Origin of the sequence: Kribbella sp. NBC_01505 (genome assembly GCF_045040285.1) — a bacterium.
Lineage (GTDB): Bacteria > Actinomycetota > Actinomycetes > Propionibacteriales > Kribbellaceae > Kribbella.
The window spans coordinates 7,433,278-7,452,750 of the sequence record NZ_CP109425.1; the positions used below are offsets into that span (position 1 = coordinate 7,433,278).

At 68.6% G+C, this 19,473-nt stretch carries 20 protein-coding genes; 10 read left to right on the top strand and 10 right to left on the bottom strand.

Translation table 11 applies throughout. From position 1 onward, the window contains the following. Positions 1-34: 34 nt before the first annotated feature. From recQ to OG474_RS34970, 5 genes are all read right to left on the bottom strand, one after another. Positions 35-1,888: a DNA helicase RecQ gene (recQ, locus tag OG474_RS34950; RefSeq protein ID WP_405057894.1), complete on the bottom strand. Its 1,854-nt coding sequence runs from the start codon at positions 1,886-1,888 to the stop codon at positions 35-37. Positions 1,889-2,139: 251 nt separating this feature from the next. Continuing rightward, positions 2,140-2,550, bottom strand: coding sequence for a VOC family protein (locus OG474_RS34955; RefSeq protein ID WP_405057895.1), 411 nt, complete (start codon positions 2,548-2,550; stop codon positions 2,140-2,142). Next, a complete protein-coding gene (locus tag OG474_RS34960; protein WP_405057896.1) occupies positions 2,547-3,389 on the bottom strand; it encodes a helix-turn-helix domain-containing protein in 843 nt (280 codons plus the stop codon). The genes OG474_RS34955 and OG474_RS34960 overlap by 4 nt, the downstream gene beginning before the upstream one ends. A gap of 9 nt (positions 3,390-3,398) precedes the next feature. Further along, entirely contained in the window at positions 3,399-4,412 is a 1,014-nt protein-coding gene (locus OG474_RS34965; RefSeq protein ID WP_405057897.1) for an SAM-dependent methyltransferase, read from the bottom strand. 58 nt (positions 4,413-4,470) lie between these two features. Next, on the bottom strand, positions 4,471-5,397 hold the full coding sequence (locus OG474_RS34970; protein ID WP_405057898.1) for an RNA polymerase sigma factor: 927 nt from the start codon (positions 5,395-5,397) through the stop codon (positions 4,471-4,473). A gap of 136 nt (positions 5,398-5,533) precedes the next feature. Between OG474_RS34970 and ilvD the strand changes: the two genes are divergently transcribed. Then, on the top strand, positions 5,534-7,384 hold the full coding sequence (ilvD, locus tag OG474_RS34975) for a dihydroxy-acid dehydratase (protein ID WP_405057899.1): 1,851 nt from the start codon (positions 5,534-5,536) through the stop codon (positions 7,382-7,384). On the opposite strand, the gene OG474_RS34980 is transcribed toward ilvD, so the two are convergent. Both OG474_RS34980 and OG474_RS34985 read right to left on the bottom strand, forming a co-directional pair. Then, positions 7,381-7,683 (bottom strand): type II toxin-antitoxin system PemK/MazF family toxin, encoded by a 303-nt coding sequence (locus tag OG474_RS34980; RefSeq protein WP_405057900.1) that lies wholly within the window; start codon positions 7,681-7,683, stop codon positions 7,381-7,383. The genes ilvD and OG474_RS34980 overlap by 4 nt on opposite strands. A 1-nt stretch (position 7,684) precedes the next feature. Beyond that, positions 7,685-7,921, bottom strand: coding sequence for a ribbon-helix-helix domain-containing protein (locus OG474_RS34985; RefSeq protein ID WP_405057901.1), 237 nt, complete (start codon positions 7,919-7,921; stop codon positions 7,685-7,687). Between the two features lie 45 nt (positions 7,922-7,966). Between OG474_RS34985 and OG474_RS34990 the strand changes: the two genes are divergently transcribed. Then, on the top strand, positions 7,967-8,335 hold the full coding sequence (locus OG474_RS34990; RefSeq protein WP_405057902.1) for a hypothetical protein: 369 nt from the start codon (positions 7,967-7,969) through the stop codon (positions 8,333-8,335). A 132-nt stretch (positions 8,336-8,467) separates the two neighbouring features. On the opposite strand, the gene OG474_RS34995 is transcribed toward OG474_RS34990, so the two are convergent. Beyond that, positions 8,468-9,136, bottom strand: coding sequence for an LON peptidase substrate-binding domain-containing protein (locus OG474_RS34995; RefSeq protein WP_405057903.1), 669 nt, complete (start codon positions 9,134-9,136; stop codon positions 8,468-8,470). Between the two features lie 127 nt (positions 9,137-9,263). On the opposite strand from OG474_RS34995, the gene hisD reads away from it, so the two are divergent. From hisD to OG474_RS35025, 6 genes are all read left to right on the top strand, one after another. Continuing rightward, positions 9,264-10,592, top strand: coding sequence for a histidinol dehydrogenase (gene hisD / locus OG474_RS35000; RefSeq protein ID WP_405057904.1), 1,329 nt, complete (start codon positions 9,264-9,266; stop codon positions 10,590-10,592). Continuing rightward, positions 10,589-11,719 carry a histidinol-phosphate transaminase gene (locus OG474_RS35005; protein WP_405057905.1) on the top strand — a complete coding sequence of 377 codons (1,131 nt, stop codon included), beginning with the start codon at positions 10,589-10,591 and terminating at the stop codon, positions 11,717-11,719. Before hisD ends, OG474_RS35005 begins: the two co-directional genes overlap by 4 nt. Then, a complete protein-coding gene (hisB, locus tag OG474_RS35010) occupies positions 11,716-12,315 on the top strand; it encodes an imidazoleglycerol-phosphate dehydratase HisB (protein WP_405057907.1) in 600 nt (199 codons plus the stop codon). The genes OG474_RS35005 and hisB overlap by 4 nt, the downstream gene beginning before the upstream one ends. Then, complete coding sequence (gene hisH, locus OG474_RS35015) at positions 12,312-12,953, top strand: imidazole glycerol phosphate synthase subunit HisH (protein WP_405057908.1); 642 nt, start codon at positions 12,312-12,314, stop codon at positions 12,951-12,953. The genes hisB and hisH overlap by 4 nt, the downstream gene beginning before the upstream one ends. Positions 12,954-12,969: 16 nt before the next feature. Then, entirely contained in the window at positions 12,970-13,653 is a 684-nt protein-coding gene (locus OG474_RS35020; RefSeq protein ID WP_405057909.1) for an SAVMC3_10250 family protein, read from the top strand. 119 nt (positions 13,654-13,772) lie between these two features. After that, the gene (locus tag OG474_RS35025) at positions 13,773-15,161 is read left to right on the top strand and encodes an alkaline phosphatase PhoX (RefSeq protein ID WP_405057910.1); all 1,389 of its coding nucleotides are present in this window, start codon (positions 13,773-13,775) and stop codon (positions 15,159-15,161) included. 715 nt (positions 15,162-15,876) lie between these two features. Here the strand turns inward: OG474_RS35025 and OG474_RS35030 are convergent. Beyond that, positions 15,877-16,452, bottom strand: coding sequence for a TetR/AcrR family transcriptional regulator (locus OG474_RS35030; RefSeq protein WP_405057911.1), 576 nt, complete (start codon positions 16,450-16,452; stop codon positions 15,877-15,879). Between the two features lie 85 nt (positions 16,453-16,537). Between OG474_RS35030 and OG474_RS35035 the strand changes: the two genes are divergently transcribed. Together OG474_RS35035 and OG474_RS35040 are read left to right on the top strand one after the other, a co-directional pair. After that, a complete protein-coding gene (locus OG474_RS35035) occupies positions 16,538-17,428 on the top strand; it encodes an SDR family oxidoreductase (protein WP_405057912.1) in 891 nt (296 codons plus the stop codon). Between the two features lie 229 nt (positions 17,429-17,657). Further along, positions 17,658-18,992 carry an IS4 family transposase gene (locus OG474_RS35040; protein ID WP_405057913.1) on the top strand — a complete coding sequence of 445 codons (1,335 nt, stop codon included), beginning with the start codon at positions 17,658-17,660 and terminating at the stop codon, positions 18,990-18,992. 52 nt (positions 18,993-19,044) lie between these two features. Here OG474_RS35040 and OG474_RS35045 read toward each other — a convergent pair whose 3' ends face one another. After that, positions 19,045-19,419 carry a YchJ family protein gene (locus OG474_RS35045; RefSeq protein WP_405057914.1) on the bottom strand — a complete coding sequence of 125 codons (375 nt, stop codon included), beginning with the start codon at positions 19,417-19,419 and terminating at the stop codon, positions 19,045-19,047. Positions 19,420-19,473: the final 54 nt, after the last annotated feature.

A 19,473-nucleotide genomic window follows, 5' to 3' on the forward strand; every position in this document is an offset into this window, starting at 1 on the left:
CTACTCGTCGAACAGCAGCACGCGGAATCGACACCTACTCCTCGGCGAGGGCTTCGAGGACTCCTTCGCCGTACTTGGCGAGCTTGTTTTCGCCGATGCCGCTGATGGTGCCGAGGGCGGACAGGGAGGTCGGGAGGTCGATGGCGATCTGGCGGAGGGTGGCGTCGTGGAAGATGACGTAGGCGGGGACGCCTTGCTCCTTGGCGACGGCGGCGCGCCAGCTGCGGAGGCGCTCGAAGACGGGGACCAGCTCGGTGGGGAGGTCGGCGGCGGGGGACTTCTTGCCGCTGCTGGAGCGGGACTTCGACTTGGTGCGCTCGGGCTCGCGGCGCATCATCACGTCGCGGCGGCGGGCGAGGACGTCGGCGCTGTCCTCGGTGAGGACGAGGGTGCCGTAGTCGCCTTCGACGGTGAGTAGGCGCAGGGCGAGCAGCTGGCGGATGACGCCGCGCCACTCGGTGTCCTTGAGCTCCGTGCCGATGCCGAAGACGGAGAGCTGCTCGTGGCGGAACTGTTTGACCTTCTCGGTCTCCTTGCCGAGCAGGATGTCGACCAGCTGGCCGGCGCCGAACTTCTGGCCGCGCTCGTGCTGGAGCCGGTAGACCGTCGAGAGCAGCTTCTGCGCGGGGATCGTGCCGTCCCACGCCTCCGGCGGGGTGTTGCAGGTGTCGCAGTTGCCGCAGGCCTCACCGTGCTGACCGAAGTACGCGAGGAGTTGGGAACGCCGGCACTCCACGGTCTCGCACAGCGCGAGCATTGCGTCGAGATGGGCGCTGAGGCGGCGCCGGTGGGCCAGGTCGCCCTCGGAGGTGTCGATCATCTTGCGCTGCTGGACGACGTCCTGCAGACCGTAGGCCAGCCAGGCGGTCGACGGCAGCCCGTCACGCCCGGCGCGACCGGTCTCCTGGTAGTAACCCTCGACCGACTTGGGCAGATCGAGATGGGCGACGAACCGGACGTCCGGCTTGTCGATCCCCATCCCGAACGCGATCGTCGCGACCACGACCAGCCCGTCCTCGCGCAGGAACCGCGACTGATTGCGCGCGCGGACCCGGCTGTCCAGACCTGCGTGGTACGGAACGGCCTCGATCCCGTTCTGCGTCAGGAAGGCCGCGGTCTTCTCGACGCTGTTGCGGGACAGGCAGTAGACGATGCCCGCGTCGCCAGGGTGCTCGGTCCGGAGCAGATCGAGGAGCTGACGCTGTGGGTTGTCCTTCGGCACGATCCGGTAGTGGATGTTCGGCCGGTCGAAGCTCGCGACGAAGTGTTTGGCGTCCGTCAGATTCAGCCGGGTGGCGATCTCCTGGTGGGTCGCCGCGGTCGCGGTGGCGGTCAGCGCGATCCGCGGCACCTCCGGCCACCGCTCGTGCAGCTCCGACAGCATCAGGTAGTCGGGCCGGAAGTCGTGGCCCCACTGGGACACACAGTGCGCCTCGTCGATCGCGAACAGCGCGATCTTGCCCTGGTCGAGCAACCGCACGGTCGCCTCGACCCGCAACCGCTCCGGCGCGAGGTAGAGCAGATCCAGCTCACCGGCCAGGAACGCCTGCTCGACCTCACGCCGCTGCTCGAAGTCCTGCGTCGAGTTCAGGAAGCCGGCCCGGACGCCGAGCGCCGTCAACGCGTCGACCTGGTCCTGCATCAGCGCGATCAGCGGCGAGATCACCACCCCGACCCCCGATCGCACCAGCGACGGAATCTGGTAGCACAGCGACTTCCCGCCACCGGTCGGCATCAGCACCAGCGCGTCGCCGCCACCGATCACCGTGTCGATGATGTCGCCCTGCTCGCCACGAAAAGCGTCGTACCCGAAGACACGGCGCAGGACATCGAGTCCCTCACTGGGCAAGGACTCGTCGGACACGGGCGGCACAGGTGTTTCTGTCACCCAGCGATTCTAGGCAGCTCCCCGACCCCGAATCGCCCAAAACCCGCAACCTGTGGACTACCTGCCCTTCTGACCGTTCGGCAGCAGCCACCGCGCGTGCAGTTGGTGGGGGTTTGGACAGGAAACGGGGGCTGTGAACAAGTCATAACTTGTTCAAGGCCCCGCAGGGGGTGCGCACCCACAGGACGTGGTCGGTGGAATGACCGGCGCGGACAGCTGCACCCGCCGGTCTGCCAACGCGCGAAGCCGGGTTACTCACCCGCATACGTTCCGATACTCCACAGATTTCCCTCCGGATCGCGCACGGTGAAGCCACGGGAGCCGTAGTCACTGTCCTGCAGACCCCGTACGACGATCGCTCCGGCTCCGATCGCTCGCCCGATCAAGGCGTCGGGGTCGTCGTGGACGAGGTACACCGACTGTGCCTGGTCGGCGAGCAGTGTGAACTCGTTCGGCTCGGACTGCGCGTCGGTCGAGCTCACCATGACGCCACCACCGGACGGCCACAGCAACTCGGCGTGGGCAACCGATCCTTCGGCCGAACCCGCGTACGAGGTGACGAGCTCGAAGCCGAGCCCGTTGGTGAGGAACTGCAGTGCTGCCTGGCCGTCGAGGTACACCAGGGTCGGCCAGACGCCGACTGTCTTCGTCAGGGATGTCATACCCCTGAGTGTGCGATCTCCAGGGCCGATGGGTCTTGAACGTTTGGGAGCTCCTCGGCGATCCACTGCCGCGGCGAGCAGCCCGCGAGCGCCTGCCACTCCCGCGTCAGATGCGCCTGATCGGCGTACCCGAGATCAGCAGCCAGATCCGCGAGCCGGATCGTGGGCTGACGTCGCAACCGCGCGACGGCCTGCTCGAAGCGCAACACCCGCCCGGCCACCTTGGGCGCGAGCCCGAACTCGGCCGTGAACCGATCCGTCAGATGCCGCCGGCTCCAGCCGACCTCACCCGCCAGCTCCTGCACTCCGACCGCGCCATGCGCGGACCGCAACCGCTGCCAAGCCCAATCAACCTCAGCCCGTACGGCGGCTGCCGGGGGAGCGGTCCATCGCCGCAGCAACGCGGCCTCCAGCAGCTCGAACCGCGACGCCCAGCTGCCGGCATCGCGCATTTGGTCCACCAATCGGTGCGCCGACGGCCCGAAGAACTCGTCGAGCTCAATCACCCGCCAGGCCAGCTCACCGGGCGGTAGACCGAGCAGCGCGCGAGACCCGGCGGGGGTGAGCGCCAGCTGAACGCCGGCCCGGCTGGGCGAGCCGCCGACGTGGACCGCACGGGAGTGCAGTCCGCCGACTCCCGCGTCGTACTTGCCGGCAGGTCCGTCCGGCCAGGCGATCCCGAGCGGCTCGTCCATCGTGATGACAAGCGTCAGGTACTGCGACGGCAGACCGCGATGCAGCGCCGGCGGCTCACCGTCGTACGCATAGCCGCTCAGATCACCGACGAAGGGACGCAGGGCAGGGTGGACCGCACGATGAACGTGCGTGAACCCTGCCATGCCCCCAATCTAGACAGGCCTACGGACAAGAACCATGCGTCCGAAGTCGGTCTGCGCGACCCGGACCAGTTCGAACCCGACCGCGACGGCTTCGTCGGTCAGTTCCTCGGCGGTCCGCCCGAACGGCACACCCCACCCTTGAGCGACCAGGCGCCGCAGCGTGTACGACGGCCGCCCGGCCTCGTCCGGGAGCGGCTCCATCTCCTGCACGAACAGGATGCCGCCCGGTCGGAGCGCCCGCAGGATCATCTCCAGCGTCGCCTGCCGGGTCGACGCGGGGAAGAACGGCTGCGCCCAGAAGGCCGAGCCGAACGCATCCTTCTCGTCGAAGTCGCGCGCGTCCATGACGCGAACGTCAACCCGGTCGCCCACGCCCAACGCCTCGATCCGGCGCCGCGTCTCCGCAGCGACCGTCGGGATCAGTTCGATCGCCGTCCCGCGCAGCTCCGGGAACAGCCCGGCCAGAGTGGTCGACGCGCCCGCGACTCCGCACCCGACGTCCAGGAATCGATCGGTGTGGATCAGCTCGGCCAGCTCGGGGATCTGGGGGAGGAAGAGCTTGGCGTACAGCGCCTCGGTGACCGCACTGGCCTTCCCGCCGGTGGCCCGCGCCGTGACGAGCGCATCTGCCTCGGACAGGGGCAGCGGACCGGGGTCCTCGGCCGCCGTCCGCACCATGCGGGTCAGCAACTCGGCCTGGTCGAGTGCATCGTTCAGACCGATGTAGGCGTCGTCAGCCACGAGTGCCGCGAACGCATCCGTCAGCTGGACGGTCTCGCCGTACGTGACCACGCCGTTCGCCTCAAGGGCGCTCACGAGGTCGGCGACGCGCTCCGGCGGCAGACCGGAGAACGTGGTCAGCGCCTCGAGTGTGCGCGGTTCGGTCAGGTACGTCGTCCAGCCCTTGTCGCGCAGCGCGGTCACCAGCGCCAGCACCTGGGCACCATCGACCCAGGCCTTGACCACGTCACGCGCCTGACCGGCGAGGGCGAATCGGGCGAGTTGCTCGTCTTGGTTGCTCACGGTGACAGGATGCGGGAGCGGGCCTGAAGTTCGCTGGATTGACAGTGACCTGAGTCACTCAGGCGGGGATCGACTGCTCGACCCGCTGCGGGTGGAACAGCCGCAGGTCCCGCAGCCGCCCGTCCTGCAGACGCTGCACCCACACCACCTTCGGTGGGCAGTGCGACGGGTCCTCCGGTGGGCTGAAGAGCTCGATCTCGCTGACCGCCAGCTCCCCGCTGGCCAGGACATTGGTGACCCGGCCACGGACACCGTCTGCGATGTCCTGGTACATCGCCCGGAGGAAGCCGCTGGTGTCGCCGCGGCCGCCCCACCAGCTGTAGCCGGCGTCGCGCGACCAGTGCGCGGCCAGCACCTCAGCCAGCGTCCCCCGCTCGGCCGCAACGAGCGTGTCCTCGACCTCGCGACGCCGTACGGCGGCTAGTGCGTTCACATCGCTATGGGCGTCGTCAGCCGTGGCCAGCAGGCTGGTGCTCAGCTGACCGCGCGCTTTGGCCAGACGGCTGCGGACTGTGCCCACCGGGATGCCACAGGCATCAGCAATGTCCTGGTACGCCGTGACGCCGCTGAAGTGCCGCAGCATCATCACCAGGCGCAGCGGTGGGGACAGGTCTTCCAGCGCTCGCCAGACCCAGTCCCGAGTGGCGTGCCGCTCCAGCAGCTCGGCCGGATCGGGCTCGGTCGACGGAAGGACGGCATGCAGTTGGTCGTCGAGGGGGAGTGGCCGCCGGGCACGCAGTTGCGTGAGGCAAGCATTGCGAACCACCTGGCGGAGCCACGGTCCGACCGCGGCCGGATCCCGTACGTCGCCGATCCGGGCGAGCGCGACAGCCATCGCCTCCTGGACGGCGTCATCGGCGTCCGGTCCTGCGCCGAGGATCGAGACCGCGACGGCCGTCATACCAGGCCGGTGCCGGGCGAGCAGGATGCCGAGCGCCCCGATCTCCCCGGAGCAAGCCGCCCGCACCAGCTCGGAGTCGTCCATGAACTCCACGATAGCCGGGCCTGTCCACCCCGCTCAGGAGCGTCGGGCATCCGTCATGCGGGACCGGTGTTTCGGCATTCGGACTGCGAGTGGCACCATGGACGGAGTCGTCCAGCCCTAGTTCTTGGAGATTGACGTGCCTGATCTGAGGTCCCGTACCGTCACCCACGGCCGCAACATGGCGGGCGCCCGCGCCCTCATGATGGCCTCCGGCGTAGACCGTGGGGACTTCGGGAAGCCGATTGTCGCGGTGGCGAACAGCTTCACCGAGTTCGTGCCCGGGCACACGCATCTGGCGCCGGTCGGCCGGATCGTGTCCGAGGCGATCCACGCGGCCGGTGGGATCGCGCGCGAGTTCAACACGATCGCCGTCGACGACGGGATCGCGATGGGGCACGGCGGGATGCTGTACAGCCTGCCGTCGCGCGACCTGATCGCGGACTCCGTCGAGTACATGGTCGAGGCGCACTGCGCGGACGCGCTGATCTGCATCTCGAACTGCGACAAGATCACCCCGGGCATGCTGATGGCCGCGCTGCGGCTGAACATCCCGACCGTGTTCGTCTCCGGTGGCCCGATGGAGGCCGGCCGGGCGACGCTGGTCGACGGGACCGTGCGCAAGCTGGACCTGATCGACGCGATGTCCGAGGCCGTCAACGAGAACGTCTCCGACGAGGACATCCGGCGGATCGAGGAGAACGCCTGCCCGACCTGCGGTTCGTGCTCGGGCATGTTCACGGCGAACTCGATGAACTGCCTGGTCGAGGCGATCGGCCTCGCGCTGCCGGGCAACGGTTCGGTGCTGGCCACGCACACCGCCCGCAAGGCCCTGTACGAGAACGCCGGCCGCACGGTCGTCGAGATCACCAAGCGGTACTACGACACCGACGACGCGACCGTGCTGCCGCGGACCGTGGCCTCGCGCGCCGCGTTCGAGAACGCGATGGCGCTCGACATCGCGATGGGCGGCTCGACGAACACGATCCTGCACCTGCTGGCCGCGGCCCAGGAGGCCGAGGTCGACTTCGACCTGGACGACATCAACGCGGTCTCGCGCCGCGTCCCCTGCCTGGCGAAGGTCGCGCCGAACGTCGCTCCCGGCGGCACCTACTACATGGAAGACGTGCACCGCGCCGGTGGCATCCCGGCCATCCTGGGTGAGCTCTACCGGGCCGGCCTGCTGAACGAGGACATCCACACCGTGCACAGCGCCTCGATCGGTGACTGGCTGAAGAACTGGGATGTGCGCAGCGGCTCGCCGTCGGCCGAGGCCGTTGAGCTGTGGCACGCGGCGCCGGGGTGCAAGCGGTCCGCGACCGCGTTCTCGCAGTCGGAGCGCTGGGACACGCTGGACACGGACGCGGCCGGTGGCTGCATCCGCGATCTGGAGCATGCCTACTCTGCCGATGGTGGGCTGGCGGTACTCAAGGGCAACCTGGCCGTCGACGGCTGTGTCGTGAAGACGGCCGGCGTGGACGAGTCGATCTGGACGTTCCAGGGTCCTGCGGTGGTGTGCGAGTCGCAGGAGGAAGCGGTCGAGAAGATCCTGGCCAAGAAGGTGCAGCCGGGTGACGTCGTGGTGATCCGCTACGAAGGCCCGAAGGGCGGGCCGGGCATGCAGGAGATGCTCTACCCGACGTCGTTCCTGAAGGGCCGCGGCCTGGGCAAGGTCTGTGCGCTGGTCACGGATGGCCGGTTCTCCGGCGGTACGTCGGGCCTGTCGATCGGGCACGCCTCCCCGGAAGCCGCCTCCGGTGGCACGATCGCGCTCGTCCAGGACGGCGACCAGATCCGCATCGACATCCCGAACCGCTCGATCGACCTGCTGGTCGACGACGCCGAGCTGGAAACCCGCCGTACCGCGCTGGGTGGGGTCTATGCCCCGAAGGCCCGGGAGCGGAAGGTGTCGCAGGCGCTGCGCGCGTACGCCGCGATGGCGACCAGCGCGGACAAGGGCGCCGTACGGGACGTCACCAAGCTCGGCTAGATCTCCAAGTCGAAGGCAAGACTGATCGCCTCGGCCAGAGCTGGTTCCTGGTCGGGGTGCAGGTAGCCGATCAGGCGGCCGAGGTGTGCCTTCGGGATGGTCTGGATGTTGTCGCAGGAGATGGCACTCGCGTGGTCGAGCCCGTTCTGCGGGCCGACGAGCACCTCGGTGGAGAGTCCACGGATGGTGCTGGTGATCGGTGCCACCGTCACGTTGGTCAGGCGCGGCCGGATCAGCTCGCGCGTGAGCACGACAACAGGCCGCGGCTTGTCCAGCCGGGCGATGTGCAGCGGACGCATCTCAGTCCAGATCGCTCAACGCGGTCCCGGCCGCCGCCGGCGCCATCCCCTCGAACTCCGGATAGTCGCCGTACTCGGCCAGAATCGCCAGATCGCGGGCCGCCAGCTCCCGCCGCCGCTCCCGCTCCATCGCCCGGGCCACCACCGAAGCCCGGCTCGTCGCCTTGTCCGTCGCCACCAGCTGGTCCATGAACTCCACCAACTCGTCCGGCAACCGCACCGTGATCTGCTTGCTCATACCAAAACCATACCGCCCCGGGATTCACTTCGGTAGCGTGACGGCATGCAGATCGTGCCGATCGCCCACACCAGCACCCAGGTGCAGTTCACGAGTGACGCCGGCTCGGCGATCGCCCGATGGATGGGCGCCGGTCCGCCGGAGCTCGGTGTCCCGGTCGATGTCGAGCTCGACCTCGCGTCGCCGTACCGGTGGGACGAGGTTGAGGTCCTGGCCGAGGCGACCCCTGGGCTGTCGATCGGACCCGACGGCACCGTGCTGTGCGCCCAGCTCGTGCAGGTCGAGGGGGACGGCGTGGTCACGCTTGGCCTGCCGCGCGTCGAGTTCCCGGCCGAGTCCGTGGGCGAGGCGCCGCCGCCCGGGGTATTCGTGCGGTTCGCGGTAGAGCTTGCCCTCTGGCCGACCGGCCTCTGACTCAGCCGCGGCCTTGAGCACGGTTCGACCATTTCTGGGGTGCTCGCATGGTTGGTGGGTGCTCAAGGCGTGTGTGGCGGCTTTGGGTGCGGGTCGACCATTCTGCGGGTGTGGGAATGGTTGGGGGTGAGCTCAGTTGGGGGACATGGAGGACCAGCTGAGGTCGGTGGCGGGGAGGGAGGGGAGGGCGGTGATGGCGGAGAGTTCGGCGTCGAGGAGGCCGACCAGTTGGGTCAGGCGGTCGGTGGTGTCGGTGGCTTCGAGGAGTTTCTGGCGGTCGGGGGTGAGGAGCGTCATCGCGGCCGACATCAGGTACGAGAGGGTGCTGGGGTCGTCGGGGAGGTCGCCGAGGTGGAGGCCGGGGCGGCTGATGGCGGAGACGGCCTCGGCGTAGCGGCGGAAGCGGCCGACGGCGATGGTGGCGGCGCCGAGGGGGTCCTCGCCGAGCTCCTCGTCGAGCCATTCGACGTCGGCGACCAGGTAGTCGCCGCCGCCGTCGAGCTCGGCGACCTTGAAGCGGTGGCTGCCGGTGAGGGTGATCTCGACCGGGCCGTCGTCGTCGGCGTCCAGGCGGATCTCGGAGATAGTGGCCGAGCAGCCGGTGCCGTAGAGGGAGCGGAAGACCCGCTCGCCGAGCTCGTAGCCGTCGCGGACCGCGAGGGCGCCGCACATCATCTCGCCACCGTTCTCGACCAGGTCGCGGATCACCGCGCGGCCCTGGACATCGGTGACCGGAATCGGGAGCACCAGCCCAGGGAAGATCACCGTGTCGACAGTGAGCAACGGCAGGCGGGAGTCCATACAAGGAGCGTAGTGGACAACTCATCTCAGTACGTGGCGTGACGGGGCGTGACGTTCGAACCCTGACTGTGCTCGATCTCTGGATAGGCCGGTCAGGACTGTCCGCCGTCGCCACTAGACTGAGCGCATGATTCGCCGCGTCGACCTGCGGGGCCGAGTGGCGGCCGGTGAGGTGTCCGACCTCCAAGCCGAAGTGAACGCCCTCGTCCCCCGAGCCGTGTTCGACGTCGAGAAGGCTCTCGACGTCGTCCGACCCCTGTGTCTGGACGTCCGCCATCGCGGACTGGCAGCCATTCGGGAGTACGGCGAGAAGTTCGACCATGTGAGCGTGGACGACCTCCGGGTCCCGGAGTCGGCGCTGAAGACCGCGCTGGAGGAGCTCGACCCGACCGTGCGGTCGGCCTTCGAGGAGTCGATCCGGCGCGTCCGCGAGGTCAGCCAGGACGAGCTGACCGCCGACATCGTCTCGGAGCCCGCGCCGGGTGGCCGGGTCACGCAGCGGTTCGTGCCGGTCCAGCGCGTCGGCCTCTACGTCCCGGGCGGCCGTGCGCCGCTGGCGTCGAGTGTCGTGATGAATGTCGTCCCGGCTCAGGTTGCCGGGGTGCCTTCGCTTGCGGTCGCATCCCCGCCCCAGAAGGATTTCGGCGGCCTGCCGCACCCGACGGTGCTCGCCGTCTGCGCGATGCTCGGCATCACCGAGGTCTACGCGATGGGCGGCGCGCAAGCGATCGCCGGCTTCGCGTACGGCTTCGACGGCTGCCGCAAGGTCAACCTGGTCACGGGCCCCGGCAACATCTACGTGGTTGCCGCCAAGCGGTTCCTGCAGAGTGAGGTCGGTATCGATTCCGAGGCCGGCCCGACCGAGATCGCGATCCTCGCCGACGACACCGCCAACGCGCAGCACGTCGCGGCCGACCTGATCAGCCAGGCCGAGCACGACCCGATGGCAGCATCGGTCCTGGTCACGCCGAGCGAGACGCTCGCCGCGGCTGTCGAGGCAGAGCTGCCGATCCAGGTCGCGCAGACCAAGCACCACGAGCGCGTGACCGAGGCGCTCAACGGCCAGCAGTCGGCCGTCGTACTGGTCGATGATCTCGACCAGGGCACCGCGCTCGTCAATGCGTATGCCGCCGAGCACCTCGAGATCCAGACCGTCGACGCCGAGGAGCGCGCGGCCCAGATCACCAACGCCGGCGCGATCTTCGTCGGTGGCTGGTCGCCGGTCTCGCTCGGCGACTACTGCGCCGGGTCGAACCACGTCCTGCCGACCGCGGGCTGCGCCTGCCACTCGTCCGGCCTGTCCGTGCGCAGCTTCCGGAAGGCCGTGCACGTCATCAACTACTCGCGGGACGCCCTCGAAGAGGTCGCCGGCCATGTCGTTGCCCTGGCCAACGCCGAGGATCTGCCCGCCCACGGCGCCGCGGTGTCCGTCCGTTTCCCCGGAGCTGCAACATGAGCCCCAATGATTCGCACTGGGACGGCCTCCCTCTGCGCGAAGAGCTGAAGGGCTTCGAGCCGTACGGCGCTCCGCAGCTCGACGTACCGATCCTGCTCAACGTCAACGAGAACCCGTACCCGCCGAGCGAGGAGACCGTCGCCGATATCGCGGCCTCGGTGACGGCGGCCGCGCGCGGCCTGAACCGCTACCCGGACCGCGAGTTCCTCGACCTGCGGGCAGATCTCGCCGCCTACCTCGGCCGGGAGTCCGGTGCGCAGCTGACCGCCGAGCAGGTTTGGGCGGCAAACGGTTCCAACGAGGTCATGCTGCACATCCTGCAGGCCTTCGGCGGTCCCGGCCGTACGGCGCTTTCGTTCGCGCCGACCTACTCGATGTATCCGGAGTACGCGCGGAACACCAACACCGCCTGGGTCACCGGCCGCCGCGCCGAGGACTTCACCCTCGACCAGAGCAAGGCGCTCGCCGCGATCTCGCGGTACCGGCCGTCGATCGTCCTGCTCGCCTCACCGAACAACCCGACGGGTACGGCGCTCCCGATCCAGGTCGTCGAGGCGATTGCCGCTCGCACGGCCGCGACCGGGGCGGTCCTGGTCGTGGACGAGGCGTACGGCGAATTCCGGCGTACCGGGACACCGAGTGCGCTCTCGTTGCTCCCGGCGTACCCGAATCTCGCTGTCGCCCGGACGATGTCGAAGGCGTTCGCGCTGGCCGGTGGGCGGGTCGGATACCTTGCCGCGAGCAACCAATTGGTCGACGCACTGCGGATCGTGCGGCTGCCGTACCACCTGTCAGCCGTGACGCAGGCGGTCGCCCGGGCCGCGCTGCGGCACTCCGACGAGCTGCTCGGACGGGTCCAGCAGTTGCGGACCGAGCGCGACGAGACGGTGAACTGGCTGCGCGCCCAAGGTCTGCGCGCGGTCGACTCGGACGCGAACTTCGTCCTCTTCGGCCTCTTCGCCGACCGGCACGCGGTCTGGCAGACACTGCTGGACGACGGCATCCTGATCCGCGAGACCGGCCCGAACGGCTGGCTGCGGGTCTCGATCGGCACCGGCGAGGAGATGGCCGCGTTCCGCTCGTCGCTGGAGCGCATCCTCAAGACAGACACGGGAAGGCTGACATGAGTCGGACAGCGCGGATCGATCGCGAGACGAGTGAGTCCAAGGTTCTCATCGAGCTGGACCTCGACGGGACCGGACGGGCGGACATCTCGACCGGGGTCGGTTTCTACGACCACATGCTCAACGCGCTGGCCAAGCACGCGCTGCTCGACCTGCACGTGAACACGGTCGGCGACCTCGAGATCGATGCGCACCACACGGTCGAGGACACCGCGATCGGCATCGGCCAAGCCTTGAAGGAGGCGCTGGGCGACAAGAAGGGCATCCGTCGCTTCGGTGACGCGACCGTGCCGCTGGACGAGGCGCTCGTGCACTGCACGGTCGACCTGTCCGGTCGGCCGTACTGCGTGCACACCGGTGAGCCCGACGGTCAGGTCTACGCGATCATCGGCGGTGACTACGCGGGTTCGCTGACCCAGCATGTCTTCGAGACGCTCGCCTTCAATGCCGCGATCTGCATCCACATCCGGGTGCTGTCCGGCCGCGACCCGCACCACATCGTCGAGGCGCAGTTCAAGGCGTTCGCCCGTGCGCTGCGTGCGGCCGCCGAGCTCGACCCAAGGCAGCCGGGGATCCCGTCCACCAAGGGCGCCCTGTGAGCAAGAAGGTCGTCCTCCTCGACTACGGATCGGGCAACATCCGATCCGGCGAGCGTGCGCTGCAACGGGTCGGCGCCGACGTCACCGTCACTTCGGACTTCGACGAAGCGCTGAACGCCGACGGCCTCCTGGTCCCCGGCGTCGGCGCCTTCGCCGCCTGCATGGCCGGCCTGAAGTCGGTCCGCGGTGACGCCATCGTCGACCGCCGGCTGACCGGGAGCCGTCCGGTCCTCGGCATCTGTGTCGGCATGCAGATCCTGTTCGCCCGCGGCATCGAGCACGGCGTCGAGACCGACGGTTGCGAGCAGTGGCCGGGCACGGTCGAACGCCTCCAGCCCACGGATGGACAGCCGGTTCCGCACATGGGCTGGAACACGATCGACGTACCGGCCGGCACTCGTCTTTTCGAGGGTGTCGACAAGGAACGCTTCTACTTCGTCCACTCGTACGGCGTGCGCTCGTGGGAGCTCAACGACGCCCGCGCATCGGTCGCGCCGCTGGTGACGTGGACGACGTACGGCGAGGACGCGTTCGTGGCCGCGGTCGAGAACGGCCCGCTGACCGCCACCCAGTTCCACCCGGAGAAGTCCGGCGACGCGGGTGCGACAGTCCTGGAGAACTGGGTCCGCTCGCTGTAGCTCGTAGGGTTGGCGCATGCGCGAACTCGTCTACTTGTCGCAGGCCAAGCTCCAGCAGTTCCGCAAGCCCGCGAACAAGCGCGACGGCCTGAGCGGCGGGCTCAAGGTGACAACCGGCACCGGCCTCCCAAGCGCCGAGGTCGGACTCACGTACGACGCCGCGCAGGCCGCGGTCGCGACCACGGCGACTCTGGACGAGGCCGAGAAGTTCATCCGCGCCAAGTGGCCGGTCCGGTACTGGACCGAGGAGCTGGAGCCGGGGGAGTGGATCCAGTTCGAGGCGCGCCTGGCGTACGGCGTACTGGAGACTGACTCGCCGGGCCGGCGGCAGTTGCTGCTCTTCAGGGGCCGAGACGATCCGCAGGACGCCGCCTCGCCGCAACTGGTGCTGCATGGCTCGCCGCAGCATCTCCTCCCGGCGTACGCCGACGCGGCGCCCACGGAACTGGTCTCGATGTCGCGGGTGTCCGCGTTGATCAACTTCCTCCAAGCCACCGACGACGGCGAGAACGCCGAGTCGTCCCCGTCGCTGCAGTCGATGCTGCCCCGGGTGATCCGCCAGCTGCGGCTCATCGCGCCCGACCTGACCGCCGGCTGGCTGAGTGGAATGGCCCGGACCAGCTTCGAGGTCAGCGCGAACGGGCGACGGATCGTCGTGGCCAGTCCCTTGTTCGTGGAGCACATTCCGGCGCCGAAGTGAGGTCACCCTTAGTCATCCGCTACCGCCAGGTAGTGACTCTGTTCCCTTGAAGTTTGTTATGTGTTTACCGTACGTTCACTGGCGACCACTGCTTGTCCCTGCATCCAGGAGGCCGCCCCATGTCCGAGTTGTCCAGGCGTCAGTTCGTCGGTACCGCCGCCGCGGCCGGAGTCGCCGTCACGGTGGCCGGGTCGGTCGAGGCGCTGTACACCGCACAGCCGGCGCTCGGTACGTCCGGCCCCAAGATCGGCTACGGCCCGCTGATCCCGGACCCGGACGGCATGCTCGACCTGCCGCACGGCTTCCGGTACGACGTCCTGTCGCGCGAAGGCACGATCCGCAAGGACGGGCTCAAGACCCCGAGCCGCTTCGACGGAATGGGGACGTTCCCGGATCGCGACGGCGGTTCCCGGCTGGTCCGCAACCATGAGTGCAGCCCGACCTCGACGATCAAGGTCGTCGCCCCGCCGGAGCGCACCTACGACCCAGGCGGCGCCGGCGGCACCAGCACCCTGGCGGTGAACCGGCATCTCCGGACCACCAAGGAGCACGTCAGCCTCGGCGGTACGGCGATCAACTGTTCCGGCGGCATCACCCCGTGGCGCACCTGGCTGACCTGCGAGGAGACCGAACTCAAGGCCGGTCAGAGCGGCTACACCAAGGACCACGGCTTCATCTTCGAGGTCGACCCGTACGACGACCGCCGCAACCTGAACCCGCATCCGCTGACGGCGATGGGCCGCTTCCAGCACGAGGCAGTGGCGATCGACCCGGCGACCGGGATCGTCTACGAGACCGAGGACGCGTTCGTCGCACCGCTCGGTGGCTTCTACCGATTCCTCCCGAACCGTCCGCGCGGCGGCTGGGGTTCGCTCCGGGCCGGCGGCGAACTGCAGGCCATGCACATCCCAGGTCTGCTGGACATGTCCACCGTCCAGGAAGCCGGCACGGTCTTCCACGGCGTGCAGTGGGTGAAGGTTCCGGACCCGCTGGCCAAGACCGAGTCGGTCCGCGCGCAGGCCTACGCCAAGCCGATCACCGGCGGCTACAAGCTCGAGGGCTGCTGGTGGGGGACCCGGGATCGCTGTGTGTACTTCGTTTCCTCGTTCGCCCGCACCGAACTCGGCCCGAAGATCGACCACGACGGTCAGGTCTGGCGCTACGACCCGCGCAAGCACACCCTCCGGCTCGAAGTGATCTTCAAGCGCGACAAGCCCGGCTCGGACAACCCCGAGTTCGATGCCCCCGACAACATCACGATGTCGCCGTACGGCGGACTGATGATGTGCGAGGACGGCATCGGCGACCAGCACATCCTCGGCACCACCGAGGACGGCAAGGTCTTCAAGTTCGCCAAGAACACGGTGAACATCGGCACCCCGACAGACCCCGAGTACGGCGAACTGACCGGCGTCGGCTTCTCCGCCGACGGCCGCACCATGTTCTTCAACGTCTACAACCCCGGCATCACCTACGCCATCACCGGCCCCTGGCGCCGCCGCCGCTAACCCTCCCGGCTGTGGCTTGGGCGGTCTTGCCCACCCGGGCCCGGCGGGTGGTGAGCCGCCGCGGGCAACTGACCGTCGGCCACGTGGGGACCTGGGAGATCAGGAACCCCGCCGCCCCGAAGGTGCTCGTCCCGTCCGGCCGCTCGGATTCGGCCGGTGAGGTAGGCGCTGGCTGGTCGCCGCTGCGGCCGGTTTTACTGAGGCGGGTGGCTGAGGTCGCTGGTGGCTGGCCCCGGATGGCGAGGCCGGCGACCGAGGTTCCCCGTCGCCTACGGTTGACGGGCTCTGGTTGCGGCCGCCGGTTCCGAGGCCTGGCAGCTGATCCGCCGCGGCGCTTCCGTCCGGTCGCATTGCAGCGAGCGAAAGCTCGGGTTTGCGGGGATCTACTGCCTCCCAGCGACAGCAGCTCCCCGCAAAGGCGCATCGGCGGCCCGGCGAACGAGATCCACGGAGTTCTACTGCCACGGAGCGGCAGTGATCATCCGTGAACCGGCCACAACCGAGCAACCGCACGTAACGTCCGAAGGAACCGTAGGGTCCGTCTCCGATCCTTCGGACGTTGTGGGGGAGCGGTGGCTAACGTCCGAAGGAACCGTAGGGTCCGTCTCCGGTCCTTCGGACGTTGGGGCGATGGGTGGTCGGTTGCTCGGCTTGGGAACCCACGGGCGGGGAATATCGCTCGCGCCACGACGGGGGCACGGGTGGGGGAAGGTGGTTAGCCGAGGGAGGTGCTGGCGGCTCGGAGTTCGTTGAGGGCTGCTAGGGCGTACGGCGCGAACTCGTCTTCGGCGCGAGCGCTTTCGGACCAGGCTTGGTAGCCGCGTTTGAAGGCTAGGGCGCCGAGTTCGGCGGCCAGGGCGGCGACCGGGTCGGGGATGCCGCGGGTGACGAGGGCGTCGACCATGGCGGCGGTCAGGCCGACTGTTTTGAGGGCGTCGCGTTGCTGGAGTTCGGTGCTCGCGGCGATGGCTGCCTTGAGGCGGGGGGCCAGCTCGCGGTTCATCGGGCCCATCACGGTTGCGGCCCGCGCCAGGCCGGCGGCGACAGCCTCGAGTGGGGTGGCGTCGGAGGGGGCCTCGGTGACGCCTTCGGTGAGGAGCTGGCTGAGGGCTTCCTGGCCGGCGGAGAGGAGTTCGCGTTTGTCGGGGAAGTGGCGGAAGAAGGTGCTCTTGGTGACGCCGGCGCGTTCGGCGATCTGCGCGACGGTGGTCGCGTCGTAGCCCTGCTCGGTGAACAGGTCGACGGCGGCCAGCACGAGGCGTTCGCGCGCTCCCGGTTCCCAGCGACTCATGGCACCATCATAGGTGATGGGACTTTTGTCCCATCGCGGCGTAGAGTGATGGGACAAAGGTCTCATCACTTCCTGGAGGACACTCATGAAGGTCTTCATCACCGGCGGCACCGGTCTGGTCGGTTCCGCCGTCGTCGCCGAACTGCTCAGTCACGGCCACACCGTGCTCGCCCTCGCTCGCTCCGACGCTTCGGCCCAGGCCGTCGTACAGGCTGGGGCCGAAGCGATCCGCGGCACGCTCGCCGACCTGGACGTGCTCCGGGCCGGCGCAGCGAAGGCCGACGGCGTCATCCACCTTGCCTTTGGCAACGACTTCAGCAGCGCCGAGTCGGTGGCGGCGAACGTGGTGGAGGAGACGGCCGCGCTGCAGGCTCTGGGTGACGAGCTGATCGGCACCGACAAGCCGTTCGTCACAGTCTCCGGTACGCCGTTCGCGCCGGGCCGGCCGTCTACCGAGGCCGACGAGCTGTCGTCGGAAGGCTTGGTCGGTGGCCGTAGCCGAGCAGTCGCAGCCGTCGTCGCACTGGCCGCCCAGGGCGTCCGCAGCTCGGCCGTGCGGTTGCCGCGCACCGTGCACAACCAGGGCGACGGCGGATTCGCCGGCCTGCTCACCCAGATGGCACGCGCCACGGGAGTCGTCACCTACCCAGGCGACGGCACCCAGCGCTGGCCCGCCGTACACGCACTGGACGCAGCCGTCCTCTTCCGCCTAGCCCTGGAGAACGCCGCCCCCGGCACCTACTGGCACGCCGTAGCCGAAGAAGGCGACCGCGTCAGCGACATCGCCGCCGTCATCGGCCGCCGCCTCAACCTCCCCGTGAAGCCCGTCTCCATCGAAGACTTCGGTCCCATCGGCCAGATCTTCGCCACCGACCAACCGTCCTCCAGCACCCGAACCCGCGCGCTCCTCAGCTGGACCCCCACCCACCCCAGCCTCCTCGCCGACCTGGAAAACCTCCAGCCCAACACCATTTGATGGGTTCCCCCATGAGCTTGTGGCTTCTGGACCCGTATGCGGTGGGGGAACCCACAACCCGATGGGTCCACCCCAAGGCCGGTTAGTTAAGAGGGTCGGGGTGGTGTCAAGGGCGTGTTGAACATGGAGCAGCGGAGCTCCCCGGGTAGACAGATTTGTCCTCGCGAGACAATCAGCTACCTGAGGGGCTCCGCTGTCTGTTCAGTCTGTCATTACTCGCACGATCAAGGTGGCTGAGGGTGCTTTCGCGCCTGGTCATCTGGGCGAGTTGACCCAGCATGTTCCGTTCGAGATGGTCGATGCGGTTCTCACCGAGACCGGTAAGACCCAGGTCAGGGTGCGGGATCTGCCGTCCCGGGTCGTGGTCTACCTGTTGCTGGCCGGGTGCTTGTTCAACGATCGTGGCTATGGCCAGGTGTGGCACCGGATGGTCGCCGGGCTGCACGGCCTGGCCGTGGCTGCACCGACCGCGGCCGCGTTGACCCAGGCCCGGGTGCGGCTCGGGGCGGCGCCGTTGAAGGCGTTGTTCGACCTGGTCCGCGGCCCGGCGGCAACCAGCACCAGGGGCTGGGTGTGCTGGCGGGGGCTACTGGTCACCGCGATCGATGGCACCACCTTGTCGGTGCCCGACACGGCCACAAACCTGGCCGTGTTCACCAAAAAGGCCAGCGGCAACACCGGGTCGTATCCACATCTACGGCTCCTGGCTGTGGTCTGCTGCGGCACCCGCACCGTCATCGACGCCGTCTTCGGCCCGTCCGGCATCGGTGAAACCAGCTACGCCCCCGCGCTACTGACCCGTGCCCTGCGCGCCGGCATGATCGTGCTGGCCGACCGGGGCTTCGCCACCAACGACATCATCACCGCGATCACCAGCACCGGCGCCGACCTGCTGATCCGCTGCAAAACCAACCGGAAACTCCCCGCCGTGGACCGCCTGGCCGACGGCTCCTACCTGTCGCACTGGATGGGAACCCCGGTCCGCGTCATCGAAGCCGAGATCACCATCGCGACCCGCGACGGCAGACGCACCGGCAGCTACCGGCTCGTCACCACCCTGCTCGACCCCCACACCTACCCCGCGTTCGATCTGGTCACGCTCTACCACCAGCGCTGGGAAATCGAGACCGCCTACCTCGAACTCAAATCCACCATCCTCGGCGGACACATCCTCCGAGCCCGCACTCCCGAAGGCATCACCCAAGAGGTCTACGCCCTCCTGACCACCTACCAGATCCTGCGCCAAGCCATCACCAACGCCACCGACACCCGGCCCGGCACCGATCCCGACCGAGCCAGCTTCACCATCACCCTCAACGCCGCCCGCGACCAACTCGTCCAAGCCGCAGGCATCATCGCCGACACCGTCACCGACCTCGTCGGCCACATCGGCCGACTCGTCCTGGCCAACCTCCTCCCCAAACGCCGAACCCGCCTCAGCCCCCGCGCCGTCAAACGAGCCACATCCAGATACCCCGCCAAAGGACTCAACATCAACCGCACCACCTACAAAGCCACCATCACCATCAACATCACCGCCTTGACACCACCCCCACCCCCCTAACTAACCGGCCTTGGGGTCCACCCATCAGATGCAGCTGGGCTGGGCCGCGTGGTTAGCGGACGGGGTTTAGGTAGGTCCATTGGCCGTGTTCGCGGGTGAAGGCGCTGTTCTCTTGCTGGGCTCCACCCTTGTACGACGCGCGGAACTCGACGGTGCCTTCGGTGTGGAAGGGGGTGCCGTCGGTGGTGTGCAGGATCTCCAGGCCGGTCCAGCGGATGTTCGGGGACAGCTCGAGCTGCGGTGGTCGGGTGCTGGAGTGCCAGGTGCGGAGCAGGTACGCCGTGTCGCCGACCACGAAGGCGGTGTAGCGGGACCGCATCAGCTGCTCGGCAGTCGCCGCCGTACGGGTGCCGTCGTGCAGACCGCCGCAGCAGTCGGCGTAGGTGGCGGGGAGACCGCACGGGCAGGGAGCAGACGGGCTTGGCATGTCGCGATTGTAGGCCCGGGCGGTTGGTGGTCCGCCCGGACCGACGCACACGGA